Source organism: Lacimicrobium sp. SS2-24 (genome assembly GCF_002201535.1).
Taxonomy (GTDB): domain Bacteria; phylum Pseudomonadota; class Gammaproteobacteria; order Enterobacterales; family Alteromonadaceae; genus Lacimicrobium.
Genome location: NZ_NIWW01000011.1, coordinates 1 through 26,193, shown reverse-complemented (window position 1 = coordinate 26,193; position 26,193 = coordinate 1). Strand labels below are relative to the sequence as shown.

At 50.7% G+C, this 26,193-nt stretch carries 28 protein-coding genes; 16 read left to right on the top strand and 12 right to left on the bottom strand.

The window, feature by feature from the left end; translation table 11 throughout:
- Window positions 1-12 precede the first annotated feature (12 nt).
- The 6 genes from CCY32_RS15775 to trmJ all read right to left on the bottom strand — a co-directional run bounded on the left by CCY32_RS15775 (window position 13) and on the right by trmJ (window position 6,586).
- Window positions 13-2,184 carry a molybdopterin cofactor-binding domain-containing protein gene (locus tag CCY32_RS15775; RefSeq protein ID WP_088332427.1) on the bottom strand — a complete coding sequence of 724 codons (2,172 nt, stop codon included), beginning with the start codon at window positions 2,182-2,184 and terminating at the stop codon, window positions 13-15.
- Window positions 2,185-2,292: 108 nt separating this feature from the next.
- On the bottom strand, window positions 2,293-3,096 hold the full coding sequence (locus CCY32_RS15770; RefSeq protein WP_168171552.1) for a LytTR family DNA-binding domain-containing protein: 804 nt from the start codon (window positions 3,094-3,096) through the stop codon (window positions 2,293-2,295).
- 168 nt (window positions 3,097-3,264) lie between these two features.
- Window positions 3,265-4,428 carry an IscS subfamily cysteine desulfurase gene (locus CCY32_RS15765; protein WP_088332423.1) on the bottom strand — a complete coding sequence of 388 codons (1,164 nt, stop codon included), beginning with the start codon at window positions 4,426-4,428 and terminating at the stop codon, window positions 3,265-3,267.
- Window positions 4,429-4,442: 14 nt separating this feature from the next.
- Window positions 4,443-4,922, bottom strand: coding sequence for a Fe-S cluster assembly transcriptional regulator IscR (gene iscR, locus CCY32_RS15760; protein ID WP_088332421.1), 480 nt, complete (start codon window positions 4,920-4,922; stop codon window positions 4,443-4,445).
- A gap of 114 nt (window positions 4,923-5,036) precedes the next feature.
- On the bottom strand, window positions 5,037-5,840 hold the full coding sequence (cysE, locus tag CCY32_RS15755) for a serine O-acetyltransferase (protein WP_088332418.1): 804 nt from the start codon (window positions 5,838-5,840) through the stop codon (window positions 5,037-5,039).
- 14 nt (window positions 5,841-5,854) lie between these two features.
- Window positions 5,855-6,586 (bottom strand): tRNA (cytosine(32)/uridine(32)-2'-O)-methyltransferase TrmJ, encoded by a 732-nt coding sequence (gene trmJ / locus CCY32_RS15750; protein ID WP_088332547.1) that lies wholly within the window; start codon window positions 6,584-6,586, stop codon window positions 5,855-5,857.
- Window positions 6,587-6,839: 253 nt separating this feature from the next.
- Between trmJ and suhB the strand changes: the two genes are divergently transcribed.
- Window positions 6,840-7,619, top strand: coding sequence for an inositol-1-monophosphatase (gene suhB, locus CCY32_RS15745; RefSeq protein ID WP_088332416.1), 780 nt, complete (start codon window positions 6,840-6,842; stop codon window positions 7,617-7,619).
- A gap of 91 nt (window positions 7,620-7,710) precedes the next feature.
- On the opposite strand, the gene secF is transcribed toward suhB, so the two are convergent.
- The 5 genes from secF to queA all read right to left on the bottom strand — a co-directional run bounded on the left by secF (window position 7,711) and on the right by queA (window position 13,461).
- On the bottom strand, window positions 7,711-8,652 hold the full coding sequence (secF, locus tag CCY32_RS15740; RefSeq protein ID WP_088332414.1) for a protein translocase subunit SecF: 942 nt from the start codon (window positions 8,650-8,652) through the stop codon (window positions 7,711-7,713).
- A gap of 12 nt (window positions 8,653-8,664) precedes the next feature.
- Window positions 8,665-10,509 (bottom strand): protein translocase subunit SecD, encoded by a 1,845-nt coding sequence (secD, locus tag CCY32_RS15735; protein ID WP_088332545.1) that lies wholly within the window; start codon window positions 10,507-10,509, stop codon window positions 8,665-8,667.
- Window positions 10,510-10,620: 111 nt separating this feature from the next.
- A complete protein-coding gene (yajC, locus tag CCY32_RS15730; protein ID WP_088332412.1) occupies window positions 10,621-10,959 on the bottom strand; it encodes a preprotein translocase subunit YajC in 339 nt (112 codons plus the stop codon).
- A 94-nt stretch (window positions 10,960-11,053) separates the two neighbouring features.
- Complete coding sequence (gene tgt, locus CCY32_RS15725) at window positions 11,054-12,181, bottom strand: tRNA guanosine(34) transglycosylase Tgt (RefSeq protein ID WP_088332410.1); 1,128 nt, start codon at window positions 12,179-12,181, stop codon at window positions 11,054-11,056.
- 239 nt (window positions 12,182-12,420) lie between these two features.
- Window positions 12,421-13,461, bottom strand: coding sequence for a tRNA preQ1(34) S-adenosylmethionine ribosyltransferase-isomerase QueA (queA, locus tag CCY32_RS15720; RefSeq protein WP_088332409.1), 1,041 nt, complete (start codon window positions 13,459-13,461; stop codon window positions 12,421-12,423).
- Between the two features lie 203 nt (window positions 13,462-13,664).
- On the opposite strand from queA, the gene CCY32_RS15715 reads away from it, so the two are divergent.
- Window positions 13,665-15,296: a methyl-accepting chemotaxis protein gene (locus CCY32_RS15715; protein WP_088332407.1), complete on the top strand. Its 1,632-nt coding sequence runs from the start codon at window positions 13,665-13,667 to the stop codon at window positions 15,294-15,296.
- Between the two features lie 80 nt (window positions 15,297-15,376).
- Here CCY32_RS15715 and CCY32_RS15710 read toward each other — a convergent pair whose 3' ends face one another.
- Entirely contained in the window at window positions 15,377-15,649 is a 273-nt protein-coding gene (locus CCY32_RS15710) for a DUF6471 domain-containing protein (protein ID WP_088332405.1), read from the bottom strand.
- 150 nt (window positions 15,650-15,799) lie between these two features.
- Between CCY32_RS15710 and CCY32_RS15705 the strand changes: the two genes are divergently transcribed.
- From CCY32_RS15705 to CCY32_RS15635, 14 genes are all read left to right on the top strand, one after another.
- Entirely contained in the window at window positions 15,800-16,189 is a 390-nt protein-coding gene (locus CCY32_RS15705) for a DUF2170 family protein (protein ID WP_088332403.1), read from the top strand.
- Between the two features lie 13 nt (window positions 16,190-16,202).
- Window positions 16,203-16,883: a PspA/IM30 family protein gene (locus tag CCY32_RS15700; RefSeq protein WP_088332401.1), complete on the top strand. Its 681-nt coding sequence runs from the start codon at window positions 16,203-16,205 to the stop codon at window positions 16,881-16,883.
- A 59-nt stretch (window positions 16,884-16,942) separates the two neighbouring features.
- Window positions 16,943-17,941 (top strand): ion channel, encoded by a 999-nt coding sequence (locus tag CCY32_RS15695; protein ID WP_088332543.1) that lies wholly within the window; start codon window positions 16,943-16,945, stop codon window positions 17,939-17,941.
- The gene (locus CCY32_RS15690) at window positions 17,931-18,578 is read left to right on the top strand and encodes a YjfK family protein (RefSeq protein WP_088332399.1); all 648 of its coding nucleotides are present in this window, start codon (window positions 17,931-17,933) and stop codon (window positions 18,576-18,578) included. Before CCY32_RS15695 ends, CCY32_RS15690 begins: the two co-directional genes overlap by 11 nt.
- Window positions 18,579-18,719: 141 nt before the next feature.
- Window positions 18,720-19,136: a DUF350 domain-containing protein gene (locus CCY32_RS15685; RefSeq protein ID WP_088332397.1), complete on the top strand. Its 417-nt coding sequence runs from the start codon at window positions 18,720-18,722 to the stop codon at window positions 19,134-19,136.
- A 12-nt stretch (window positions 19,137-19,148) separates the two neighbouring features.
- Window positions 19,149-19,793 (top strand): DUF1190 family protein, encoded by a 645-nt coding sequence (locus CCY32_RS15680; protein ID WP_088332395.1) that lies wholly within the window; start codon window positions 19,149-19,151, stop codon window positions 19,791-19,793.
- 42 nt (window positions 19,794-19,835) lie between these two features.
- Window positions 19,836-20,207, top strand: coding sequence for a four helix bundle protein (locus tag CCY32_RS15675; protein WP_088332393.1), 372 nt, complete (start codon window positions 19,836-19,838; stop codon window positions 20,205-20,207).
- Window positions 20,208-20,226: 19 nt separating this feature from the next.
- A complete protein-coding gene (locus tag CCY32_RS15670) occupies window positions 20,227-21,390 on the top strand; it encodes a glutathionylspermidine synthase family protein (RefSeq protein WP_088332391.1) in 1,164 nt (387 codons plus the stop codon).
- A 176-nt stretch (window positions 21,391-21,566) separates the two neighbouring features.
- Window positions 21,567-22,121, top strand: coding sequence for a rhomboid family intramembrane serine protease (locus tag CCY32_RS15665; protein WP_088332389.1), 555 nt, complete (start codon window positions 21,567-21,569; stop codon window positions 22,119-22,121).
- 111 nt (window positions 22,122-22,232) lie between these two features.
- Window positions 22,233-22,955 (top strand): YebC/PmpR family DNA-binding transcriptional regulator, encoded by a 723-nt coding sequence (locus tag CCY32_RS15660; RefSeq protein WP_088332387.1) that lies wholly within the window; start codon window positions 22,233-22,235, stop codon window positions 22,953-22,955.
- A 332-nt stretch (window positions 22,956-23,287) separates the two neighbouring features.
- On the top strand, window positions 23,288-23,584 hold the full coding sequence (locus CCY32_RS15655) for a YrhB domain-containing protein (protein WP_088332385.1): 297 nt from the start codon (window positions 23,288-23,290) through the stop codon (window positions 23,582-23,584).
- A 109-nt stretch (window positions 23,585-23,693) separates the two neighbouring features.
- A complete protein-coding gene (locus tag CCY32_RS15650) occupies window positions 23,694-24,284 on the top strand; it encodes a hypothetical protein (protein ID WP_141096249.1) in 591 nt (196 codons plus the stop codon).
- Between the two features lie 672 nt (window positions 24,285-24,956).
- On the top strand, window positions 24,957-25,565 hold the full coding sequence (locus CCY32_RS15640; RefSeq protein ID WP_088332379.1) for a hypothetical protein: 609 nt from the start codon (window positions 24,957-24,959) through the stop codon (window positions 25,563-25,565).
- 108 nt (window positions 25,566-25,673) lie between these two features.
- Entirely contained in the window at window positions 25,674-26,159 is a 486-nt protein-coding gene (locus CCY32_RS15635) for a hypothetical protein (protein WP_088332377.1), read from the top strand.
- Window positions 26,160-26,193: the final 34 nt, after the last annotated feature.

Here is a 26,193-nt window from a genome sequence, read left to right as displayed (position 1 = left end):
ATTCACTCCTGCTCAGACTAGTTTCACGGGTAAGGACCGGACGCGGATACCACTGGCATCGAATATAGCGTTGGTTAATGCGGGGCTCACAGAGGGTAAACCGCACTCGCCGACGCCGGCAGGTGTGTCACCATCAGTGAAAAGGTGGATATCGATCTCAGGCATTTCATGGTGACGCAGAACCGGATGGTCATGGAAATTAGATTCTCTGATAGCCCCGTTTTCGAAGTGGATCTCATTGTAAAGCGCCGAGCTGAGCCCAAATACGATACTGCCTTCAAGCTGCGCCCTGACACCATCCGGGTTAATGGCCACCCCCACATCAAATGCACAGGCCACTTTTTTAACCTTAATGTTTTGGCCGGCCACTTCTACCTCGACAATATGGGCTGCATAGGCATGAGTGTCGTAGCAATGGCAGGCAATACCCAGGCCAGTGCCCGGTTGACTGGCTTGCTTACGTGTTTTCCACTGCATCATATCAGCGACTTTGGTCAGGACTCGCTTTAACTTCTTGTGTTCAATTTCAATATCACTGTCCAGGAAATGTTCGACTTTGGTATCTGCCTGTAACAGCTTCAGTCGGTACTCCAAAGGATCCTGCCTGGCAAGGTATGCCAGCTCATCCATCAGCGATTCGATGGCAAAACAGTGATGATTGGCGAAGGTACCTCGCCAAGCTACCAGGTTGACTTGGGGTAAGTCGATTAACTGATGGCTCAGACGCAGATTCGGGACGTGGTAGGGAATGCTGCGCAGGCCCATCACCGCCGACCAGTCCAGTCCATTCTTGAAGTGTTGGTGATCTGTTTTAGCCAGAATGCTGGGGGACGCCGCCTTAATGTCCAGATTTGACGGGTAGCCCCGCTCATCCAGAGCCACCTGCACCCTATCCTTTCCATAAGGGCGCAGGAAGCCGTTTTTGATATCGTTTTCCCTGGTCCACTGCAGTTTGATCGGACGCTTGAGTTTTTGGGAGATGCGCACCGCATCCATGACGAAATCATTTTTCAGCTTACGACCAAAGCCACCGCCGATCAGTGTGGTGTGGACCACAACATTGTCAGCATCCAGGTTCAGAAACTGAGCAATCTCACTTTGCGCTTGACTGGCGGTTTGCGTAGGCGCCCAGACTTCAGCCCGGTTTTCGAATACTGAGGCAAGGGCAACTGGCGGCTCCATCGGGACATGGGCGACAAAAGGCAAGTAGTACTCGGCACTGAATGTGTGTGCGTCAGATGACTGTATTACCGACTCTTGCTGACGACAGACGATGCCAGGCTGTGCCAGCGCGTACTCCATCTGTTGTTGCAGCCAGACATCATCAACCGCCGTGTCAGTTGGCGACTCCCAAACAACATCGATCTTATCTTTAGCAACAAGCGCAGGCCATTGGTGCTGGCAGACAATGGCGAGCGCGTTCTCCAGTGCCACCAGTTCGACTTGTTTATATAGTCGCGGGTCGGCTTTCAGGCGAGAGATATCCCATCCTTTCAGCTTATAGCCCGGTAACGGGGGATGGACGATACTGGCACAAAGCATATTGTCGACCGAAAGGTCTGCCGCATATTGGGCTTGCCCTGTAACGATCTGGTTAGTGTCGAGCCGGCCCATATTTGTGCCGATATACTGATAATCCTTGCTTGGTCGCAAGGGGGCGTTGTCCACAGCGCTGAGCTGACGAGCCACAGAAACCAACTCACCAAAACTGAGTCGCTGCCCACCCAGCTGGTGCACCACCTCACCTGCTATGGCCAAGCATTGCTCCTTCGGGCATTGCCAGATCTGAGCGGCTGCAGATTCCAACAGAAACCGGGCATTGGCCATCAGTTGACGCAAGGGCACCCAGTGACCGGGTATGGACCAGCTTGCGCCGGTAAATATGTTGCTAAAAGGTGACCGGGTGTCTGCCATATGCACCCGGACCTGCTTTAAATCAGCACCCAGTTCATCCATGGCGATTTGCGTTAATGCCGTATGCACATGCTGGCCCATTTCCGCCTTTTTAACCCAGAAGTGCACTTCGTTATTGGGCAGAACTTTCAGGTAAATATTGGGTTCCAGTGACCCGGCCGCAGGGGCTGTCCCAAGCTGCTTACCGCGCACGGGGGGAAGATAAGCGCTTAGGCTGAGGCCCAGCGCCAGTTGAAAGCTGGCTGTGATAAATCGGCGGCGTGTAACCAAGATTCGGCTCCTGAAGAATTCACCTGTTCAGAAGCCAGTAAACTCGCAAGAAGCCCGTTAGACAACGCTCCAGTGACAAACAACCGATAGCCGTGACAGACGACAGGCTCAGATTTTAAACTGTGAAAGGGCGGCTTTAAAATTACGTCCCACAGGTAATAAGGAACCGTCAGACATGCGCACCACAAGCTGACCGGTTTTTTGAGTCATCAGTGTGTCAATCCACCGTGTATTCACCAGATATTGACGATGAATGCGGATAAAGCTGTGGCTCTGCAACTTTTCAGCCATGGAGCTTAACGTCGCCCGGTACAGATAACTTTTACCCTGGCTGAACAATTCCAGGTAATTTCCCGATGATTGGACGTATATCACGTTGTTAATGTCGATTAGCTTCTGATCTGCCCCCGCCATCACCAGTAGTTGCGAGCCGGGTTGTATCACCTGCTCCGCCTTTTTTTCTTTAACCAGTGTCTTTGATCTGAGGTCCCGGACCACCGCCATGAGTATGATGACGCCACTGGCAATGAGCGCTTTAGGTAGATACTGATAGCTGAGGTAGAGTATGCTGGAGAGGCTTTCGGGCCACCATATCAATAGTTGTACTGAAAACCCCATCAGGCTGGTGGTCACCGCCAACCCCACCAACATCGCCAGCCTTTTGGTGACACTTACCACAGGTAAAACCTGCTCGCACAGACTGAGCAGCACAGGCAAAGCCAGTAGCCAGAAAAGCAGGATCTCAAATGCCCAGCGTAGGGAAAAAACTAAGTCTGGTTGTCCGTCACTGGAGACAAGGCCGTGGCTATAGCAATACAAAGTGGTGGCGGATAGCGCGATGCACCATATAACGAAAAGCTGAAGCAAGGTTTTCTGTGATGGCCAGACCTGCAGGTTATCAATCTTCTCCATGACCATGCCTGTCAATATAGCGCCGCCCTTGAAGCGATGCGCTGTCGAATACAATGGATAAATCCATTATACGCACTTGTGATGCCTGTGTAACACCCGCTCTGAAGCTGGCTAATCGGCCCATAGCCATATCAAAAGCGGGGAAACGACGGAGCTGTCCAACAGCCTTTACCAGCTAACCGTCATCTTGTGCAATGTCGTGAGCGTCTGATTAATATGCTCAATGGCAAAGTCAATGTCTTCTTGCGTGGTAAAACGCCCAATAGACAGACGGATCGAGCTGTGCGCCAGTTGATCAGACAAACCTAACGCTTTGAGTACATAGGAGGGTTCCATGCTGGCAGAGGCACAGGCCGAGCCACTGGATACCGCAATCTCCTGCAAGGCCATTAACAGGGCCTCACCATCCACGCCGGCAAAGCTGATATTCAGGTTGCCCGCAACCCGAGCCTGCTCATTACCGTTGAGGCCGATACCTTCAATGTCACGAATCCCCTGCCAGAGTCGCTGTCGTAACGCCAGAATACGCTGATTTTCTGACGCCATCAGCTCACCGGCCAGTGCAAAGGCTTCTCCCATGCCGACTATCTGATGGGTCGCCAGTGTGCCTGAGCGCATTCCACGTTCATGACCACCACCGTGGATCAGCGCCTGCAATTGTATGCGTGGCTGACGACGCACATATAACGCACCTATGCCCTTGGGACCGTAAGTCTTGTGTGCAGAGAAAGACATGAGATCAACAGGCAGTTGCTGCAAATCGATGCTGACTTTGCCCGTACTCTGTGCTGCATCCACATGCAACAGTACCTCATGCTCACGGCAAATCTGACCTACCGCAGCAATATCCTGTACCACACCGGTTTCATTATTGACCTGCATCACAGAGGCCAGGATGGTGTCGGGGCGAAGGGCCGAACGAAACTTGTGTAGGTCCAGCAATCCGTCGGGTTCAGGATCCAGATAGGTTACCTCAAAACCTTCTTCTTCCAGCGCGATACAGGTGTCCAGTACGGCTTTGTGTTCTGTACTCAGGGTCACAATGTGACGACCTTTGTGCAGATAAAAGCGGGCGGCACCTTTGATGGCAAGGTTATCTGATTCGGTGGCGCCGGAGGTGAACACAATTTCGCGGGGATCGGCATTGACCAGTTCAGCAATCTGACTGCGGGCAACCTCTACGGCCTCTTCTGCCTGCCAGCCATAGCGATGTGAACGGGACGCCGGATTACCAAACACGCCATCCAGCGTGAGGCACGCGGCCATCTTTTGCGCCACCGCCGGATCAACGGGAGTGGTGGCAGCATAATCCAAATAAACAGGCTTTTTCATACTCTGGCTACGACTTAAACTTGTAGGGTAATCTTCATTCCGGCATCGGCCTGGTGCTTATTGGTGTCCTGACGCAGCGCCACCTGTTTGATGTCCTGCTTGGCCATGAGTTCACCCAGGGTAATGCTGTTGAGGAAATCCGCAATACGATCGCTGAGATCGCTCCACAGGCTATGGGTAAGACAACGCTCGCCCCCCTGACAGTCAGACTTTCCACTGCAGCGGGTGGCGTCGACGGATTCATCCACGGCGCGAATCACTTCCCCGACCGAAATCTCTGTGGCATTGCGTCCCAGTTTATACCCGCCGCCGGGGCCTCTGACGCTGGAAACCAGCTGTTCACGGCGTAGCCGGGAGAACAATTGTTCGAGATACGAAAGAGAGATTTCCTGACGCTCGGAAATATCAGCCAGAGGCACAGGACCTCGCTGTGAGTGCAGCGCCACGTCGAGCATGGCTGTCACTGCATATCGACCTTTTGATGTTAGTTTCATGCCCTTAGCCTGTGCATTTTGATGCCAGAAAGCATGCCATACCCGACTAATTTAGTAAAGTATATATCCCACCAAAACACTCAAGTATTCAGTCCGGTGGAATCACACCCAGGGCTATATTTTCGGATCGAAGCCTTCCGGCTGCACATTCTTATGCTGCTCGGGTTCCAGTCCTTCAAAATCATCCAAATCGATACTCGGCAGCGAGTCGGCGCACACATCGCCACCCATCTTATTAATGGCTTTGCACATGTCTTCTACTTTAGTGTCAATCAGATGGACATGATCCAACATGCGGCCAATCGCATTGGCCACCGGATCCGGATTGTCTGGTGACACTGCATAGGCATCAAAGCCATATTTACGGGCGATGCGGTCTCTGTCATTGGCTTTTTGCTGATCCTGGACCTGAGCAACGATCCGTCCGGGGATCCCCACTACCGTGGCATCATCGGGTACATCTTTGACCACCACGGAGTTTGAGCCCACTTTGGCCCCCTCCCCGATGGTAATGGGGCCCAGCACCTTGGCGCCGGCGCCCACCACCACATTGTTCTTCAGCGTCGGGTGGCGCTTGCCCGCATTCCAGCTGGTCCCGCCCAGTGTCACCCCATGATACAGGGTGACATCGTCACCAATCTCGGCGGTTTCACCGATGACCACGCCCATACCATGGTCGATAAAGAAACGGCGTCCCAGTGTGGCCCCCGGATGGATTTCAATGCCGGTAAGCCAGCGTGCCAGATTAGACAATGCCCGGGCCAGCCACTTCCAGTTTGCGCGCCAGAGCTTGTGACTCAGCCGGTGCACCCAAATGGCGTGCAATCCCGGATAGGTAGTCAACACTTCAAAGGTGGTCCGTGCCGCCGGATCACGGTGAAAAACACTCTGGATATCTTCTTTTATGCGCTCAAACATAATGTCTCTGGGCTCTAGTCCTGACTGTCAATCCGCTTGTCCACTGACGCCAGAATCCCGCGCAGAATATTCAACTCCTGCGCCTCTGGCCTTGCCCGATTAAACAAGCGGCGTAATTTAGTCATCACCATACCCGGATGCTTGGCAACAATAAAATTCGTTTTATTTAGGGTTTGTTCCAAATGACTATAAAAACCTTCCAGCTCCCGGGTCAAAGGGTACTGTCCCTCTTCAGATGGTGCCATCTCGGACTGATTCTGGCGCGCCAAATCGGCCATACGCACTTCATAACACAAGGTCTGCACGGCCGCGGCAAGATTCAAAGAACTGTACTCCGGATTAGCCGGAATACAGACGTGAAAATGGCATTGCTGTAATTCTTCGTTACTCAGTCCGTTATTCTCGCGGCCAAAAACCAGGGCCACAGGATACTGCGCCGCCTCTTCCACCAGCTTCAGGCCACACTCTCTGGCATCCAGCATGGGCCATGACAGGGTGCGGGAACGGGCGCTGGTGCCCACTACCAGGCCACAGTCCGCCACCGCCTGTTCAAGATCAGGCACAATCTGACAGTTCGCCAGAATATCACCGGCGCCGGCAGCCAGCGCACTGGCCTGGCCGTCCGGTGCTTTAACCGGATCAACGAGGTACAGTTCAGACAGCCCCATGGTTTTCATAGCCCGGGCGGCTGAGCCAATGTTGCCGGTATGGGAGGTATTGACCAGTACTACACGAATATTATGCATGTGTTCATGACGGTTTATCTGAAAAATGTGGCCGCGATCATAGCACAGACTCAGCCGGGACTGGCACAGGGGCATTGCATTATTCGTAGTCTCTGCTAGACTGCGCGCCGGTTTCTTTGCTGGCTGTTTTTTCGCCAGCCCAAAAGAGATACCCGGACAGTTAAGCTGTCTGCTAACACATCAGCGGTTCAACTGCCGATATGTGAAGCGCTCTGGTATCTGTTTGTTCTTTTACAATTGATGGTGACTTGTTATGCATGCAATGCTCAATATTGCCGTGCGCGCCGCGCGCGTGGCTGGAAATATTATCGCTCAGGGTTTTGAACACCGTGACGATCTGATGACCGAATCCAAATCGGAAAATGATTACGTAACCCGTGTCGACAAAGAAGCGGAACAGGCCATCATCAATAAGATCCAGCAATCCTACCCCAACCACAGCTTTGTGGGTGAAGAAGGGGGCGTGATTGAAGGGGACGACGATTTTAAATGGATCATCGACCCGCTGGATGGCACCACCAACTTTGTTCGTGGCGTACCGCACTTCGCCGTTTCCATTGCACTGATGCACAAGGGTCGTCTTGACCAGGGCGTGGTCTTTGATCCCATCCGCAATGAACTGTTCACTGCCAGTCGCGGCGCCAGCGCTCAGCTCAATGGTTATCGTATTCGCTGTTCAAATGCCAAAGAGCTCAGAGGCAGCCTGCTAGCCACCGCCTTCCCGTTCAAAAACAAAGAAAAAGAATTGCAGGAGTCAATGCAGTTGTTCTCCAGAGTGTATCCCCAGTGTGGTGATATCCGTCGCAGTGGCTCTGCCTCACTGGACATGGCCTACGTGGCCGCCGGACGACTCGATGGTTACTGGGAAAAGGGCCTCAAGCCCTGGGATATGGCAGCGGGCGCGTTGCTGATTCAGGAAGCCGGTGGTCTGGTCACAGATTTTAAAGGCGGCCATGAGCCCATGAAAACCGGCAGCCTGGTTTGCGGTAGCACCAAACTGGTCCCTGCCCTGCTCAAGACATTTAAAGGCTAACGCTATCTAAAGGCTTAAATAAAAAAGACCGCCAGTTGGCGGTCTTTTTGTTTCTGCACTCTTTATGCTTTTACACCACAGGGGTATGCCTTTACACCAGTGGGTCCTGGTCGGCACCTTCTTTTTCCACCTCGGGTGGCATCAGATCTTCCTTGCTGATCCCCATCGCCAGTGAAATCGAGCTGGCAACATAAATAGAGGAATAGGTACCGATAATGACACCCATCAGCAGGGCTGTTGCGAAGCCATGAATCAACGCACCGCCTTTGAAAAACAACGCCAGCAACACCAGCACGGTGGTCAATGAGGTAATCACCGTACGGTTAAAGGTCTGCGTCAGTGACCAGTTAATGATCTCCTCAGGTGAACCTTTTCTGAGTTTACGGAAATTCTCACGGATACGGTCCATGACCACGATGGTGTCATTCAGTGAGTAACCAATCACCGCCAGCAGCGCCGCCAGTACGGTCAGATCGAACTCCAGCTGAAGAATTGAAAACAACCCCAGGGTAATGATGACATCGTGCGCCAATGCCGCCACCGAGCCGACGCCAAAACGCCATTCGAAACGCATGGCCACGTACATCAGAATACAGATCAGCGCCACCAGCATGGCCAGACCGCCCTGCTCGGTGAGTTCCTGTCCCACCTGTGGTCCGACGAACTCAATGCGGCGCATCTCTACCTGCTGACCGTCGCTGCGAAGCGCTGCCATAACCTGGTCGCCCATGGTGGCTGCTTTGACCCCCTCACGGGGTGCCAGTCGGATCAGCACGTCTAAACTGCTGCCAAAATTCTGCACCACGGCATCGCCAAACTCAGCTTGTTGCAGCTGACGGCGAACCTCGCTGAGATCCGCAGCGCCCTCATAGCCCACTTCAATGACCGTACCGCCGGTGAAATCCAGCCCCCAGTTCAGCTGATTGAACGCCAGGGAGACGATAGAGCCGATCACCAGGAAGGCGGACAAGAGCATTGCCGGCACACGCAGTGACATAAAGGGGATTTCTTGATCAAACTTAAACAGTCGCATACTACATTTCCCCTAGATTGAGAGTTTGTTCAGGCGCTTACCGCCCCAGACCGCATTCACGATGGCACGTGTGCCAACAATAGCGGTAAACATGGAGGTAAGAATACCGATGGCCAGGGTGATGGAGAAACCTTTCACCGGCCCGGTGCCAACAGCAAACAGGATAACCGCCGCAATCAGCGTCGTGATGTTGGCATCAGCAATGGTCGACAAGGCGCTGTCATAACCATGATGGATAGCCTGCTGTGGACTGCGACCATCGCGCAGTTCTTCACGAATACGCTCGAAAATCAGCACATTGGCATCCACCGCCATACCTACCGTCAGCACGATACCGGCCATACCGGGTAAGGTCAGTGTGGCACCGGGAATCATCGACATCACGCCGACAATCATCACCAGGTTCACCACCAGCGCAGCATTGGCGACCAGACCAAATTTCTTGTAGTAGGCCACCATAAACACCAGTATCAATACCAGACCCCAGACAATGGCCTGCATACCCAGATCGATGTTTTCCTGACCCAGGCTGGGCCCGACGGTGCGTTCTTCGACAATCTGAATAGGCGCTACCAGTGCACCGGCACGCAGCAACAACGACAGATTCTGTGCCTCAGCCGGTGAGTCGATACCGGTAATGCGGAAACTGTTACCCAGGCGGGCCTGAATTGTTGCCACATTGATGACTTCTTCGTGTTTATCGAAAATAATCTTGCCGTTAGCATCGGTCCTGCCACTTGGCTTGTATTCAATAAATACGGTGGCCATGGGCTTACCAATGTTGTCCTTGGTGCTGCGGGACATCTTACTGCCGCCTTCAGAGTCCAGGTCAATATTAACCTGCGGACGCCCATATTCATCGAAGCTGCTGTTTGCATCAATGATGTGGTCACCGGTGAGCATCACCTGTTTCTGCAGCAGTTGCGGCTGGCCGTTACGGTCCATCAACAGCTGTGAACCCGGCGGTACACGCCCGTCAACGGCATCACGCACATCATGATCCAGGTCCACCAGGCGGAACTGCAGTGTTGCGGTGGCGTTGAGGATTTCTTTGGCACGGGCAGTGTCCTGAATGCCGGGCAATTGCACCACAATACGATCGGCGCCCTGACGCTGAATCACTGGCTCGGCAACACCTAACTGGTTCACCCGGTTACGCATGATAGTAATGTTTTGCTTGAGGGCGTATTCCTGAATTTCGCGGGCACGTTGTTCTGACAACCCGGCTTGAAGGGTCTGTTCGCCCGCTTCTTCGATAACCAGATCCGGATTGTTGGTGCTCAGAAAGCGAATCGCCTCTTCCAGCGTTTCCTGATCACGGAACTGCACCTCGACCTTGTCTCCTACCTGCTCAACCCGGCGATAACGCAGGCGCTCTTCTCGCAGGCTATTGCGAAAATCATCCACCATCTGTTCCTGCGCACGGGTAATGGCGGCATTCATATCCACTTCCATCAGAAAGTGTACGCCGCCACGCAAATCGAGGCCGAGCTTCATCGGACTGGCACCGATGTTTTGCAACCAGTCTGGCGCAGCAGGTGCCAGGTTCAGTGCCACCACATAGTTACTGCCCAGCAAGGCCGCCAGCGAGTCCCGGGCATTGAGCTGCTCATCACCATCGGCTACCCGTATCAGTAACTGGTCATCTTCCATCTCAACGGATTTTACTGAGATCCCAGTCTCGTCAAGATGCTCACTGACTCTGTCCATCAGACTCAAATCCACCACCGCATTACGCCCGGCAGATATCTGCACAGCGTGATCCTCACCGTAGAGGTTCGGAGACGCATATAAAGCACACATGGCAATCACCAGGATGACCATGATGTACTTCCATAAGGGATACTTGTTTAACACTGACTTATCCTTTTGATCTAAACACCGAAATGCCTGAATGATTCCGGTACTGCTGCCCACTCTGCGGGCCGGGATGAATAAAGAAGGCGGCCACGCCGCCTTTTTTCATCCTCAGATATTTTTCATGGTGCCTTTAGGAAGCACGGCTGCGACCGATGACTTCTGCACCACCACATTGGTGCTGTCATTCAGTGCCAGTTCGATAAAATCTTTGTCATCGCTGACCTTTGCAATTTTACCGACCATGCCGCCCTGGGTCAGCACTTCATCGCCTTTGCTCAGTGACGCGATCAGGTTTTTGTGCTCTTTGGCACGCTTCGCCTGTGGACGATACAGCATAAAGTAGAAAATCAGGCCGAAAATACCCAGCATGATCAGCATTTCAAAGCCACCACCCTGATTGCCCGCAGGCGCTGCCTGGGCGTAGGCGTTAGAGATAAAAAAGCTCATATTATTCCCCTAGTTTGTTGTTTTCGTTGTTTTTGCGACGGCTTTTGCCGCACGCTCATTGTTCGGGCTGCCTGTCAGACAGCAAATCATGACACTATTCCTGCGTCTCGTTCAGCGGTGGTACCGGCATGTCTTTAGCAGCATAAAAGTCGGCCACAAACTGATCCAGCGTATTATCGGCAATGGCCGCTCTCAGCCCTTCCATTACCCGCTGGTAATAGCGCAGGTTATGGATCGTATTAAGGCGCGCACCGAGTATCTCATTGCACTTATCTAAGTGATGTAAATATGACCGTGAATAGTTTTTACAAGTGTAACAGTCACATTTTTCATCCAGTGGCGCAGTATCCGTCTTGTGGCGGGCGTTGCGAATCTTAATCACGCCCTCTGTCACAAACAAATGTCCGTTTCTGGCATTACGGGTGGGCATGACGCAGTCAAACATATCAATACCACGGCGCACCGCTTCGACAATGTCTTCGGGTTTACCCACGCCCATCAGATAACGGGGCTTGTTTTGTGGAATGCGGTGAGCGGTATGATCCAGCACCCGAATCATGTCTTCTTTTGGCTCACCAACCGACAGGCCGCCAATGGCGTACCCATCGAAACCGATTTTTTCCAGTCCTTCTAATGATAACTGGCGCAGTTCCTCATACATACCGCCCTGCACTATGCCAAACAGTGCTGAGGGGTTATCGCCATGGGCCGCTTTACTCCGCTCAGCCCAGCGTAATGACAGCTCCATGGACACCCGCGCTTCTTCATAGGTGGCCGGATAAGGCGTACATTCATCAAAAATCATGACAATGTCGGCCCCTAAATCGCGCTGCACCTGCATGGAAGTTTCCGGCGTCAGCATGATTTTTTCACCATTGATGGGTGAACGAAAGGTCACCCCTTCTTCACTGATTTTACGCAAGTCGCCCAGGCTGAAGACCTGAAAACCACCGGAGTCAGTAAGAATAGGTTTTTGCCAGTGCATAAAATCATGCAGATCACCGTGCATCTTCATGATTTCTGTGCCGGGACGAAGCATCAGGTGAAAGGTATTACCCAGGCAGATTTCTGCACCGGTGTCTTTCAGCTCTTCCGGCGTCATGCCTTTTACCGTGCCATAGGTACCAACCGGCATAAACGCGGGGGTTTCAACCGTACCCCGCTCAAACTCAAGACGACCACGACGGGCCTTGCCGTCAGTGGCGAGTAATTCAAATTTCATAATGTTCCTTATCAGCACATCGGAAAACAGTCCAAGGCTGAGTCGCCTGCAACCCAAATTCGGGGCAAAAAAGAGCAGCGATTATATACCCTCACAACGCCAAAGTGTATGTTTGACTGCCCCGAACTTATTTACTGCAACTTCAACCCACGCTGGCGCTTTATGGCACGCAAGGTTTGACACCGCCTGACTGACACAATGACTGTTGATGCCGGTCTGACTCAGGCCGGCACCTTTACTCATTGACGCTCAAGAAACATGGCATCGCCGTAGCTGAAAAAACGATACTGGTTGGCAACCGCCTGCTCGTAGGCGTGCATAATGTTGTCTTTTCCGGCAAAGGCACTTACCAGCATGATCAGTGTGGATTCCGGCAGGTGAAAGTTCGTTAACATGGCATCCACCACTTCAAACTGATACCCGGGGTAAATAAAGATGTTTGTGTCACTGAAAAAAGGTTGCAGCGCCTCACCCTTTTCCAGCGCGGCCTTGGCGGCCGACTCCAAAGAGCGCACCGATGTGGTGCCCACGGCCACCACCCGTTTACCGGCCGCCTTGGTCGCCAATACCGCCTCCACGACCTGCTCAGGCACTTCTGCGTATTCAGAATGCATCTGATGCTCTGTCACCTCTTCCACGCGCACCGGCTGAAAGGTACCGGCGCCGACATGCAGGGTCACAAACGCCGTGTTGATACCTTTGGCCTTTAACTTATCCAGTATCGGCTGGTCAAAATGCAGGCCGGCGGTGGGTGCAGCCACTGCGCCGGGTTTACTGCTATATACCGTCTGGTAACGTTCTTTGTCGGTTTTTTCATCCGGACGGTCAATATAAGGCGGAAGCGGCATATGGCCGTATTGTTCAAGCAATGTCAGTACTGGCTGTTCGTGCTCAAAACGCAGTTCAAATAAGGTATCGTGGCGCTGCACCATTTCCGCATTGAGCTCACCTTCGAGTCTCAGCATAGTGCCAGGTTTAGGGGCTTTACTGGCACGAACATGGGCAAGCACCCGGTGGTCATCCAGAATGCGCTCGACCAGCACTTCCACCTGACCGCCACTGTCCTTTTTGCCTAACAGCCGCGCCGGGATCACCCTGGTGTCGTTAAACACCAGCAAATCTCCGGGCTCCAGCAGGTCCACAATATGAGGAAACTGCAAATGCGCCAGCTCACCGGTGCGACCATTTAGGTGCAGTAAACGGCTGGCGGAACGTTGCTCGGCAGGGTACCGGGCAATCAACTCATCCGGCAGGTCAAAACGGAAGTCAGATACTTTCATCAGGTGCACCCTTTAATGCTGTCAGTCTTTGTGCTGTCAAAAAGGCCGCTATTCTATGCTTTGCACGGCACAACGGCAATCGGACAGCGCGCAACCGACAAGCGGCTGTCACAAAACTTTCATCTACTGTGCAGGCATTTCTTTTACAATGCCGGCGCCGTTTATTCGGCGACCCATCTTCCCGCTATTTGTCAGAGGTGTTTATGTTACCTGAGCGTTTTCAAAGACTTCGTCCCAAAATTCTGGGATTGCTAGGGGCCGGTATTATCGCCGTGGGGCTGATCGCCGCCATGGGTATCTGGATGCTGTCGTCGCAAATTGCCCGTTATGACCAGCTGGTGCAACAGGAAGTGGCCGCCACCACATTGTCCGACAACATTAATCTGAACTTTAAACGCCAGGTACAGGAATGGAAAAACGTGCTGCTGCGAGGCCATGACGCCGCACGCCTGCAAAAATACTGGAACAGCTTTATGGCGCTGCATGAAAAGATTCAGCAGGACAGCAACCGTTTTTTAAGCATACCGATCAACGACGGGCTCAAGGGCCAGATGTCAGCCTTTCAGGCCACCCACAAAGCCATGCTGGCAGAATATCAGAAAGGGTATCAGGCCTATATCGACAGCAATTATGATCATCGCGCCGGTGACCAGGCCGTTGCCGGAATTGACAGAGCGCCCACCAAGCAGCTGGAAGCGTTAAGTGAGCAGTTGCACGACATTATTGTGCAACAGAGTGAACAAACCCGTGCTCAGGCTAACCGTGCCATCAGCATGAGTATAGTGGCCATTGCCCTTGCCATTGTCATCAGCATTGCGCTGAGCGCCTTATTTATGAATGCCAAAGTGGTGCGTCCGCTGACTACTTTGATTGATCATCTGCGCAATGTGAGTAAGGGGCGGTTGCAGGAACAGGTGATTATTCAGAGCCAGGACGAAATCGGGCGTATGTCACGGGCCATCGAGAGTCTCAGGCAAAGTCTGCTCGACATCTGCAGCGACCTGGATACCACGCAAAAAGAGCTCGATACCGTCTGTATGAGCCTGACCGACAGCGCCAGCGCTATCAGTGATGGGGTGACCGAGCAAAACCGGGGCACCGATGCCATGCATCAGTCGGTGCAGCAAATGACACAATATGCCAGCGAAGTCACGCATCATGCCGATGATGCGGCGGGTGCTGCCAATGAGGCCCGCCATGCCGCCGGTAGCAGTATTGAAGTAATGAAGCAAAGCATCAGCACCATTAGTCAGACCTCGGAACAAATTCAGCAAACCGCTGGCGTCATCGGTGCACTGGATGACGACGCCCGCAAAATTGGCACCGTACTGGATGTGATTAAAGGCATTGCGGAACAAACCAACCTGTTAGCCCTGAATGCGGCCATTGAAGCAGCGCGGGCAGGTGAACAGGGCCGTGGTTTTGCCGTGGTTGCCGATGAAGTCAGGACCCTCGCTGCCCGTACCCAGCAATCCACCGAAGAAATTCAGCAGATGATTCAGAATGTTCAGCAAGGGGCCAGTAATGCTGTGCAGGCCATTGAACAAGGGCAACAACAAACCAGTGAAAGCGTCAGCAAGGTGCACGCCGCCGATGAGCACCTGCAAAAAATCAATGATGCCATTGCCCACATTGACGAGCTGAATCGGCGTATTTCGGGCACCGCGGGGCAACAAAATGGCGTCAGTGAACGCATTCTCAGCAACCTGAATGAATTGTCTGAAATTGCCAGAGTAAACGGTGAACATGCCGGGTCTTGTGAGCAGGACAACCGCACCTTACTCGAGGTAAAAGACCGTATGGCCAGTATTATCGCCCGGCTTATGCACAAATAACCAGTTGCCAGTTGTCAGTTACCAGTTGTCAGTCGTCAGTTGCTTTTTACTGAGAACTGCCAACTGAAAACTGACGACTTTTAATCAGGCAGTGTGACCCCCATTTCCTTGAAGATATCCAGGATCTCTTCTCGCTCAATGGGACGGGCATTGAGCACAAACATAATTTGTAACAATAGATCCGCCCCCAGAATTCCCTTATTCACTTTATTTCTCAGGTTGTCTGCGCTTTGATCAATACCGATGCGGGTAAGACGCTCACTCAAATCCTGATATTTGACGCCACGCCGGGACATCTGCGCTTTTATGAGCCGCTGAACCAGTTGACGCCAATTTGCATTGGGCCCTTGCATACCCCCTCCAAAACATCTATTTGTGACATATAATTTACATTAAGACTTTATATATTTCAAAAATAAATAAAATAATATTTGACGTCAAAGATTTTGTCTGGCTATGATATTTGCCTGTAAGAATTGCTGCGTCCGTTAAAGGAGTAAAACATGACCTGGGACCTTGCTCAGTTAGAAACCCTGTTCAGCGACAACAAAGATCTTGTCGTTACCCGCCAGCAGGACTGCTTGTTGGTTGCCAATGAAGACGGCATTGATGCCTGGCTGGCTATCAGCGGTGAACAGATTATCGTCGAGACCTTGCTGTTCTCTGTGGCAGAAGTGAAAGACAAGGCCGCGTTGAACGAAGAAATTCTCAAAACCCATATGCTTTTCCCGCTGACCACAGTGGGCATCTCTGTTGTGGCCGATGAAGAGTACTACACCGCCTTCGGGGCGTTGAGCTCTCAGTCCAAAGCAGAAAGCATCGTGATTGAAGTGGAAACCCTGTTCCAGAATGTGGCGTCTTTCCTGGATGCCTATCAGGATCATTTAAAGTAAACGAGGAGGCACTATGTCTGTTTGGAAAAAACTAATCACCGCGGTAAAAGGCGGTGTCACTGAGGCTGCCGAGTCCGTAGCCGACAGTCAGGCCATTCGTATCCTGGAGCAGGAAATCCGTGAAGCGAAAGAAGAGCTGCGCAAGTCGGATCACGCCCGTACGCAGATTCTGGCCAAGTGCAAACTGGCTCAGCAAAAAGTAGACAGTCTGGCCGGCTCTATCAGTGAGTATGAGAACCATGCCCGTCAGGCTGCCGACAAAGATCGTCAACTGGCACTGGATTGTGCGCAAAAGGTCTCTGAATTGCGTGCCGAGCAGGACGCTGAGCAGCAAATGCTGGATCAGTTCAAACAATCGGAAAAGAAGCTGGCCGCCAATATTACGCAGGCAAAAGCCAATCTGCGTCGATTGGAACAGCAAGTCGATATGGTCAAGGCGACCGAATCGGTGCAAAAGGCTCAGGTTGCGGTGTCATCGCGCCATCTTGGAGCCAATAGCAAAATGAAAACCGCCACGGAGTCGCTGGACAGAATTCAGAAGCGCCAGAATATGCGCAGTGCTGAACTCGAAGCCGCCGAAGAACTGGCCAGCACTGAGGATAACGACGATCTGAGCGCCAGACTCGCCGCCGCAGGTATAAAAGGAGGCCAGTCCTCCGCCGATGACGAACTTAGCCGGATTCTGGGTAAGTAACGGGGGCCGTTTTGGTACTGTTTAAACTGCGCAAACTGCTCAGTCGTTATCTGCAAGAAATGCGCTGGTACGTTATCGTATCGGCGTTTTTCGTTTATGCAGCGGTCAGCTGGTTGTTATTGGTATGGGCCAATGAGCCATCGCTTTATCAATGGCCCGACTACCTGTACTGGTTGGTGGTCACCAGTTCTACCGTGGGCTACGGGGATTTGTCTCCGGTCACCGACGCCGGTAAATATGTGGTCTCACTGGTTATCATACCGGTGGGACTGAGCTTATTCGCCCTGATCCTGGGGCGGGCCGCCGCCTGGGTCTCTCAGCAATGGTTTAAAGGAGCGAAGGGAATGAAAGATCTGCATCTGGATCACCATATTCTGGTGATTGGCTGGAATGGCCAGCGCACCATTCAACTACTCAATCTGCTGTTAAGGGAAAAGGAACATGCGCCTAATTCCCCTGATATTGCCCTGTGCGTGAAGGCCGACGTAGAGAATCCGATGCCGGACAAGGTGGAGTTTGTAAAGGTCGAGTCCTTTAATCAGGATGCCGACATGAACAGAGCCTGCATTGCCGATGCCAGCGTTATCATCATTGATAACGACTTTGATGACATGACCATGACCGCGGCGTTGTATGCCAGTAAACGCAACCCTGACAGCCATATTATTGCCTATTTCAAAGATGAAAGTCTGGTGAGCCTGCTGCGACAGCATTGCCCCAACGTGGAGTGCACACCCAGTGTGGCCGTTGAAATGCTGGCCAAATCGGCCTTTGACCCGGGCTCCAGTGCCCTGCATCACGATTTACTCAGTGTTCAGGAAGGCCAGGCACAATACTCCGTCGCCCTGCCCCAGCTCTCAAAGCCCCTGACCGTCGGACAACTGTTTACCGGCATGAAGAAACATTATGATGCGACGCTTATCGCTCTGGCTGACGGGCAGAAAAACATCACCCTCAACCCCTTGTCAGACAGACAAGTCAGTGACGGTGATAAGATTTACTACATTGCCGAGCGACGTATCGCTAATCCAAACTGGGAGGCGTTTTATGCTGAGTAAATGGTTTGGCAAGAAACAACCACCCGCAGGCCCCAAAGCCCCTGAGGTGATGGGGTTGTATCTGGGCGGCTCGTTTCAGTTAGATGAGCTGAAACTCAGACTGTTACAACCACAGCTTCTTATCGATGGCGCGGCCAGTACCCACCTGATTCAGGCCGTGGGCGAAGTGGAACTGGACAGCGGCGGCAAGCTGTTACGCTTTTACACCGATGACGACGCGTTTTTGCAGGTGGTGCTGGATGGCGGTGACACCGAACAACATATCACCGATGTCAAACTCTGGTACTTCTACGACACCAAAACCGTGGGTTCAGACAGTCAGTGGCAAACGCTTATCAACACTGATATTTCAAAGCCGCACTATGACCTGGCCGACCATCAGTTCACCCGGGTGTGGGATGCCATAGGCGAAGATTCCCCGCCCGTGGCCATGACCGAAAAAACTTATGAAGAAGACGGCGACATCAGTGAAACCGACCAGTTTGTGATGCTGTACGAGCGGCCACTGGAAAACAATGACGCCGAATTTGTAATGGTCAGCGGTGAAGAGAAAATTATCGACAACAATGCCGACCGTTGTCTGGTGATCAGCACCGGTTTCAACCTGCAACCGGCAGACATTAAAATTAATGGCTAACAGGGTTTAACGCTCTTAAGCGTTTGTCAGCAGCGCGATACAGGCCGCTCACACCCTGATACCGATTGCCGCTTTACCCTTGCTGACGATCGCGTATGCTGGGTAAAACAAACAGAACAACACTAACAACGAGGAATAGTTATGGACGCCGTGATGTTATCACTCTCCGGTTTAGGAAACTTTGCCCTGTATTTTATAGTTTCAATCATTCTGCTGTTTGTCTTTAAGGTGCTCTATGCACTGGTGACACCCCACGACGAATGGAAGCTGGTAAAAGAAGACAAGAGCATTGCCGCAGCCGCAGGTTTCGGTGGCTCTGTGGTCGGTTTCAGTATTGCCCTAGCCGGTGCTGCCAGTAACGCCGTGTCGTTAATTGACTTTGCGGTCTGGGGCGCAGTGGCATTGATAGCGCAATTGCTGGCATTTGCATTGCTGCGTTTCACCTTCATGCCAAAAATTGTTGAGCGTATTAACAACAATGAGATCTCTGCCGGTGTAATGCTGGCCGCCATGTCTATTGCCATCGGCCTGCTCAATGCCGCCTGTATGACCTACTGATAGGAGGAGAGTATGCAAGATAAACTGCCCGAACTTCAGCAGGACTCGTCACAACCTCAGGGTCAGAAACGTTCCAGCGGAATTAATCTGAATCGGATGCGCAAAGGGTTTGCCGTTAAACCGCTGGCCATTGGTGTGGCCACGGTGATGCTCAGCGCCTGTGGCAACCGTCAGGAAGCCAGTGTGTATACCTCGCCTGATGACTGCATTGATGACAACCCCGAGTTTGCCCAGCAGTGCCGCGCGGCCTATGAGCAAGCCTTGCAGGAAGCGGCACGCACGGCACCGAAATATAACAGCGCACAGGATTGTGAATACGACTTTGGCCAGCAGCAATGCCGCCAGGTTGAAACCAATAGCGGCTCGTTCTTTATGCCCTTTATGGCAGGCTACATGCTGAGCAACCTGATGTCTCCGCGGGGCTATTATTCACAGCCGCTGTTTACCTCCTATTCGCCCTACTCCTCTTACCGTAATCGCTGGATCACCTCAGATGGCTACGACTATGGCAGCTTGCGCAATCGTAATCTGCGTGTGGGAGAAGACGCGTTTAAGAAAAAGCCCGCCGTGACCCGTACCATCAAGCGCGGTGGTTTCGGCTCAACCGTACGGGCAAAATCCAGCTGGGGTAGCAGCTCCAGAAGCTGGGGCGGATAACAAGTTATCAGTTAGCAGTTTTAAGTGTTCAGGGAATGAACAATGAAATTTGAAGAACTGGAAGTATGGAAGCGCTCAGCCAGATTATCTGCTGAGCTGTACAAGTGGTTCAGAGAGACTCGGGACTATGGCTTTAAAGACCAGATTACCCGTTCAGCCCTATCCATACCGAGTAACATCGCGGAAGGGGCAGAAAGGGATTCTAAAAAAGACTTCCTGCGTTTCCTCGACTATGCAAAAGGCTCAAGTGCAGAGCTAAGAACACAAATTTACATTGGACTTGAGGTAGGTTACATCGAGAATCAAACTGCTAAAGCCTGGCTAAAGGAAACCCGGGAAATTTCCGCCATGATAGTTGGATTAATGCATGCGATACGAAAATCTCACCAAACCAGTCTGAAAACTGAGACCTGAAAACTTTGAACGACTCTTCATGTTAAGACTCCCAATTACGCCGCGGGCTAACTGGCAACAAAAGGCGGCTGAATTTGGCTTCCACTTTCATACCATGTACGGGGAACCCTACTGGGACGAAACCGCCTACTATCAGTTTTCCCTGCAACAAATAGAACAGGATCTTGAAGCCCCCACCGAAGCATTGCATCAGATGTGCCTGGAAGTGGTAGACAAAGTCGTACGGGACGAACAATGGCTGCGCGCCTTTTGTATTCCCGAAGCATTTTGGCAGCCCGTTGCTGATTCCTGGAAGCGCCGCGACCCAAGCCTGTATTCAAGATTAGATCTGGCCTATCAGGGCAAGGGGCCCGCCAAGCTATATGAGAACAACGCCGACACCCCCACCAGTTTGTATGAGTCGGGCTTCTGGCAATGGTTGTGGCTCGAAGAGCAGGTTAACCGGGGCATAATCAGTAAAGGGGCCGATCAGTTTAACTCTTTGCAGGAAAAGCTGGTGCAGCGCTTTGCCGACATTGCCGCGCACTATGCTATTGATCAGATGCACTTTGCCTGCTGTAAAGACACCGAAGAAGATCGCGGTACCGTACAATACCTTCAGGACTGCGCCCGTGAAGCCGGCCTGATGGATGATTTTGTGTTTATTGAGGACATTGGTCTGGGTGAGTCGGGGCACTTTACGGATCTGACCGACAGGGTGATTTCCAGTCTGTTTAAACTTTACCCCTGGGAATTTATGCAGCAGGAAGAGTTTGGCGAGCACCTTGAAACGGCCGAGGTGAACTGGCTGGAGCCTCTGTGGAAATCAGTACTCTCAAACAAGGCCCTGCTGCCGATGTTATGGAAGCTGTTCCCGCAACACCCGAATTTGTTACCGGCCTGGTTTGAACAGGACTTGCCTGCGGGCTATTCCAGCAAGCTGATTAAAAAGCCGATTTTTTCCCGCGAAGGGGCCAATATCAGCCTGGTGGAAGGGGAGCAAACATTGCTGCACAGCGACGGCCCCTATGGCGAAGAAGGCTTTATTTATCAGGCCTGGTATCCCCTGCCCCGGTTTGGCAATAATCACACCCTGATTGGCTCCTGGCTGGTTAATGACCAGGCGGCGGGGATTTCGGTGCGCGAAGACAGCGGGCCGATTACCCAGGATATGTCGCGCTATCTGCCGCACATCATACTCTAGGAAAACCCGCCGGCTTTGGGCAACCCGACGTGGTTCCGCCTATGCTTGTGGTGCAGCCATAATAGACACCTGTTTCCTGCGCCGGGCAGATGGCCCGGATAAAGTAAAACGCTGGGCTGAGCGAATGCACGTTTCATTGACGGGATACTTTTTATTCACGCGATATTGAGGGCAACATGCTGAAAAAGAATCTTAAACTTATTCTCGGTTTCACCGCGGTATTTGCCGTCATCGAAGTGATTAATTTATTTACGGGCCGCAGCCTCAACCAGCTGGGTTTGCTGCCCCGTGAGGTGCAGGCGCTGCCCGGCATTCTGACCGCGCCCTTTTTACACGGCAGCCTGGCCCATTTTATTTCCAATATGCTGGTACTGCCCCTGTTTGCTTTCCTGATGCTGGAATACGGTCACAAACGGGCCTTTTTTGTGCACCTGTGGATCATTGTCATGTCGGGACTGATGGTATGGCTGTTTGGACGCTATGCTCTGCACATTGGTGCCAGTGGGCTCATATACGGCCAGTTTGGCTTCTTGCTGTTGGCCGGGTTTTATCATCGCCATCTGATTAAGATTCTGATTTCTTTGGGTGTTGGCGCCATTTATGGCTCGATGATCTTTGGCGTATTTCCCAGCCGGCCTTTTATTTCATGGGAATACCACCTGTTCGGCTTTGTGGCCGGCGTGCTGGCAGCCCATTACTTCAACGGCAGAAAAACCCAGAAAGGTCATTAAACTGGTCAACGCCCCTCAGTTAAGGCTAAAATTCGCCCCCACAGATTTTATTCCCGAAAACCGCAGCGGCGTCTGCGGTTTCTATGAGTCAGTTAAAAAAGAGAGCATTTTATGGGCAGAGCATTTGAGGTTCGCAAGGTTGCGATGGCCAAAACCCAGGCAGCAAAGAGCAAGGTATACTCAAAATATGGTAAAGAGATTTATGTCACCGCTAAAAATGGCGGCCCTGACCCCGATACAAACCTCTCCTTACGCCGTTTGATTGAAAAAGCGAAAAAAGACCAGGTACCGGCCCACGTCGTCGAAAAGGCCATCGACAAAGCCAATGGCGCCGGGGGTGAAGACTATTCAACCGCCCGCTATGAAGGTTACGGCCCCGGTGGTTGTATGGTGATTGTGGATTGTCTGACCGACAACAACAATCGCACCATTACCGAAGTACGCAATTGCTTTACCAAAACCAATGCCAAAATTGGCGCGCCCGGCGCAGTGATGCACATGTTTGATCATCAGGCCATTTTTGCCTTTAAAGGCGACGACGACGAGCCCGTACTCGAAGCCCTGATGATGGCCGATGCCGATGTCACCGATATTGAAGTAGAAGACGGCATGGTCACGGTTTTTGCCCCACACACGGAATTCTACAAGGTCAAAACGGCGCTGAGCGAAGCCTTCGAAGATATCGAATTTGATACCGAAGAAATCACCTTTGTACCCCAGACCACCACCACCATCACCGGTGATGACATTCCCCTGTTTGAGAAGTTTATGGATATGCTGAACGACTGTGACGACGTGCAGGATATTTATCACAACGCTCAGGTCGCCGAGTAACTCGCCCCGATAAAGAATGCACTGAATGCCCTCCCTTTCGAGGGCATTTTTGTTTAGGGGGCCTGCATTTCTGCGCGAACAGCGACGGGCACGCTCTGCTATCACAGAAGGCTGTTTTTTATCTAGCATTAGACCAACTTCCTGATAACAGCACAAAAGAGGAACTTTTCCTCTTTTCCCCAGCAACAAATTGCGCGCAGCGCCACAGAGCAGACATGGCGGGTGGTACAGACGGACTAAACATGCTACAAAAACAAAAAAGAGGAAGTCTTCCGCGTTTAAACAAGGAACTCTTCCCGCTATTAAACTGTTAAGCATCATATGGAAAAAGCATGATTACCGAATTCGAAGCTAAAGTGAAAATCGAAGACGAGATAGCTTCTTACCCTCAACCAGAGGGAGATAGGTACATCGTTCTAGATGAATCTACTATTTCTAGAGAGTGGGGCTGGGTATTTTTCTATACCTCGGAAATGTGGCATAAAACCGGCGAGTTAAGTTATGCGGTTGCTGGTAATGCTCCATTTATCGTAGAGAAATCTACCGGTAATGTTATCGTCACTGGCACAGCTGAGCCAATTGAAAACTATATAAAACGGTACGAGGCTACTGGCAGCCCAAATGCTTAACAAACGCCTCAAACATCGCGCATTGCATGCGCTGGACTCGCAACAAGTTGCTCGCCGTTTAGGCGGGCGTTAGCTTTCTGGAGAAATTATGCGCATAGGAATAATTCTAATGATAATACTATTCTTTTTCTCAGGAGTTTCTGCTGAAGAAGGTGATAAGTATTTAGTGTTTATTGGGGGAAAAATATCTATTAAAGCTGTGGAACCCGAAAAAGATGAGGTTCCTTTTGATAGCCAATTCAGGGCAAGGTATAAAGTATTAGAGACATATCGAGGCTCCTATAGTGAATCGGAAATAGAATTCACAGTTTTCGATCATTATGGCAAGCCACCTTTTTCAAAATACGAATACGTTCTTCTCTATTTAGAAAAACATGAGGGGAAGTATTACCACTCGAAGTATCAATTCACGCCACTTTATAAAACAAAAGATGGTAGATGGGCAGGGGCTTACGCGACATATGATTACACGCATTCATACAATGAAAATACAACGATAAAGCCCGAAATAATTGAATTTGCGAATCCAGTTGTCATTGATATTGGAAATTACGACAAAGAGGATATAGAGCATTGGTTTCCTGAACCCTACTACAAAATAGAGGGTCAAAAAGCTATCGCTGTATATGGCAATTACATTGATGAGTTGTTTCGCTTAAAACAGAGTGGTGTTTTAAAAGCACGTGGAGATTTTCAATAAAAGCTAACAAGCGCCTCAAGCATCGCGCACTCTGTGCGCTGGACTCGCAACAAGTTGCTCGCCGCTTAGCCCAGCGTTATAATCCAGGGAAGCTATGAGACTAACTTTCGCCATTTTTTTATTCGTCTTTTCGTCAAACTCTCTGGCGTCGAACAAAATCTCGATTTTTGGTGAGGACATTCAGCTTCCAGAAAGTTGCAAAATGATCGTGCGAAGCAGCGACGACATTAGTTATTATTGTTGGTCGCAAGATTCACGCTATCAGTCAATAAACTTTCTCTCACCTAAAAAACAAAGCGATAAGTTGAAGGAACTGTCAAATTTACCTGTGGAGTCAGACATCTCCGTTATCTCAATTTCTTCGAAGATAATCGGAAAAAGAGAACATTATTTGGTCCAACTGATGATGGACTCTTCTGAAAGCTTCGACTATTCAATCTGTGAGACAGAACTTTGTATTTCCGTTCTATCTGGGGATATCCGTTTCATCAGTGAAGTGATTGGCCAGTTGAGTCCGCCGGTTCTTTTAAATGGGGAAGATTTTGGCTTATAACAAAGTTTTCAAATCGCCCAAACTACGGGCTGGGACGCAAACTCGCTGGCTTAGCGCTTCGCGCAGTATAGCCAACGGTTTGCGCCCCTTAAAACGGCGTTAGCTGCCAAGGAGGCACTATGAAAATATCAGCAATAATTCTCTTTTTATTAATATTTACTTTTGCAAAGGCAGAGACAAACTATTTTGAACCACAGGGTGAGTTCGCTGAAATAGATTTAAAAAAACAAAATGAAGTATTAAAAGAAGTTCTAGATGGTGATCAAACCACAATTGATCTTGTCATTAATCAACCAGAGAATTACATCCCTCCTGTTCTTTATGTTTTATCTAACTCACTTTTTCAAAAAGGTGACAAAGAGGAAGGCATGTTTTGGTTTTATGCGGGACAATTGCGAGCTAGAAGTGATGCAAACAAAGCTTTGGATAAAAGTGCTCGTCAAGCAGTCAGCGTACTAAATCAAAATTTTGGCCCTTTAATAAATCAGTACGCTTTTAAAGACATATCTGTTTTAGAAAGAGTTGTAGAGAAGGTTGTGCTTTGGGATTCAAACACTGAGAGAAAGTATGACCCTCGTTGGATTTCTTTGCATGGTATGGATGCATTCTCTAAAAGCACAGTAGCTTTTGAGCCCAAAGATAAATGGAAAGAAATTAACGAAAGATCCAGAAATGATTACTTTAAATCATTTAAAGACTATATTGAGCAAATGCAAAATGGCAGCTAACAAAGCACTTAAGTCGTTCCCTTCGGTCACTGAGACGAAAGCGCGCGGCGGCTTCGCCATTTTCGCCGCACGTTCACGCCCCTTAGCTAAGCGTTAGGTAGCTATCAAATGTCAGACCAACCTTTCCAACAATTAGGAAAGTTTATTTATAATTTTCAATTAGTCGAAACTCTCATAAAAGACTTAATTGAGTTAATAGCTAACTCAGATGATGAAATGATTCGAATATTGATGAATGAGTTAAGCTTTTCTCAAAAAGTAAAAACCGTTAATGTTATGTTTTCTAGACTTATCGATGTTAAAAATAACACCATAGAATCAGATAAGTCAGATTTTCATAAACTCATGTCCAAAATATTGAAATTGGCGGAACGCAGAAATGACTTGGTTCATTCTAGATATTATTCGTATTTATCTCAGGAGCATGAAATTGGTCTATTACGGAAGAATTCCAAATTAAGAGGAAAGTCGGGAGTAAGAGAAGAAACAGAAGAGGTTCTTTTCTCAGTAAACTTTAATGATGACTTTGAAAAGCTATCAGAGGTTATCAATCATCTGGAGCAGTTCAGACTAAAGATTATTGACTTGGTTTAATTCGCTACCTAACAAGCGCATTAATGAATGGATT

Excerpts from the sequence above, each read along its gene's own strand:
- CCY32_RS15765 (WP_088332423.1), bottom strand. The coding sequence starts at position 4,428 with ATGAAAAAGCCTGTTTATTTGGATTATGCTGCCACCACTCCCGTTGAT.
- CCY32_RS15665 (WP_088332389.1), top strand. The coding sequence starts at position 21,567 with ATGCTGAAAAAGAATCTTAAACTTATTCTCGGTTTCACCGCGGTATTT.
- tgt (WP_088332410.1), bottom strand. The coding sequence starts at position 12,181 with ATGAAATTTGAATTACTCGCCACTGACGGCAAGGCCCGTCGTGGTCGT.
- trmJ (WP_088332547.1), bottom strand. The coding sequence starts at position 6,586 with ATGCATAATATTCGTGTAGTACTGGTCAATACCTCCCATACCGGCAAC.
- CCY32_RS15700 (WP_088332401.1), top strand. The coding sequence starts at position 16,203 with ATGTCTGTTTGGAAAAAACTAATCACCGCGGTAAAAGGCGGTGTCACT.
- yajC (WP_088332412.1), bottom strand. The coding sequence starts at position 10,959 with ATGAGCTTTTTTATCTCTAACGCCTACGCCCAGGCAGCGCCTGCGGGC.
- CCY32_RS15670 (WP_088332391.1), top strand. The coding sequence starts at position 20,227 with ATGTTAAGACTCCCAATTACGCCGCGGGCTAACTGGCAACAAAAGGCG.
- CCY32_RS15715 (WP_088332407.1), top strand. The coding sequence starts at position 13,665 with ATGTTACCTGAGCGTTTTCAAAGACTTCGTCCCAAAATTCTGGGATTG.
- secF (WP_088332414.1), bottom strand. The coding sequence starts at position 8,652 with ATGCGACTGTTTAAGTTTGATCAAGAAATCCCCTTTATGTCACTGCGT.
- CCY32_RS15685 (WP_088332397.1), top strand. The coding sequence starts at position 18,720 with ATGGACGCCGTGATGTTATCACTCTCCGGTTTAGGAAACTTTGCCCTG.
- CCY32_RS15655 (WP_088332385.1), top strand. The coding sequence starts at position 23,288 with ATGATTACCGAATTCGAAGCTAAAGTGAAAATCGAAGACGAGATAGCT.
- suhB (WP_088332416.1), top strand. The coding sequence starts at position 6,840 with ATGCATGCAATGCTCAATATTGCCGTGCGCGCCGCGCGCGTGGCTGGA.
- CCY32_RS15660 (WP_088332387.1), top strand. The coding sequence starts at position 22,233 with ATGGGCAGAGCATTTGAGGTTCGCAAGGTTGCGATGGCCAAAACCCAG.
- CCY32_RS15675 (WP_088332393.1), top strand. The coding sequence starts at position 19,836 with ATGAAATTTGAAGAACTGGAAGTATGGAAGCGCTCAGCCAGATTATCT.
- iscR (WP_088332421.1), bottom strand. The coding sequence starts at position 4,922 with ATGAAACTAACATCAAAAGGTCGATATGCAGTGACAGCCATGCTCGAC.
- CCY32_RS15690 (WP_088332399.1), top strand. The coding sequence starts at position 17,931 with ATGCTGAGTAAATGGTTTGGCAAGAAACAACCACCCGCAGGCCCCAAA.
- CCY32_RS15695 (WP_088332543.1), top strand. The coding sequence starts at position 16,943 with ATGCGCTGGTACGTTATCGTATCGGCGTTTTTCGTTTATGCAGCGGTC.
- CCY32_RS15635 (WP_088332377.1), top strand. The coding sequence starts at position 25,674 with ATGTCAGACCAACCTTTCCAACAATTAGGAAAGTTTATTTATAATTTT.
- CCY32_RS15680 (WP_088332395.1), top strand. The coding sequence starts at position 19,149 with ATGCAAGATAAACTGCCCGAACTTCAGCAGGACTCGTCACAACCTCAG.
- CCY32_RS15770 (WP_168171552.1), bottom strand. The coding sequence starts at position 3,096 with ATGGAGAAGATTGATAACCTGCAGGTCTGGCCATCACAGAAAACCTTG.
- CCY32_RS15650 (WP_141096249.1), top strand. The coding sequence starts at position 23,694 with ATGATAATACTATTCTTTTTCTCAGGAGTTTCTGCTGAAGAAGGTGAT.
- CCY32_RS15710 (WP_088332405.1), bottom strand. The coding sequence starts at position 15,649 with ATGCAAGGGCCCAATGCAAATTGGCGTCAACTGGTTCAGCGGCTCATA.
- CCY32_RS15705 (WP_088332403.1), top strand. The coding sequence starts at position 15,800 with ATGACCTGGGACCTTGCTCAGTTAGAAACCCTGTTCAGCGACAACAAA.
- queA (WP_088332409.1), bottom strand. The coding sequence starts at position 13,461 with ATGAAAGTATCTGACTTCCGTTTTGACCTGCCGGATGAGTTGATTGCC.
- cysE (WP_088332418.1), bottom strand. The coding sequence starts at position 5,840 with ATGTTTGAGCGCATAAAAGAAGATATCCAGAGTGTTTTTCACCGTGAT.
- CCY32_RS15640 (WP_088332379.1), top strand. The coding sequence starts at position 24,957 with ATGAAAATATCAGCAATAATTCTCTTTTTATTAATATTTACTTTTGCA.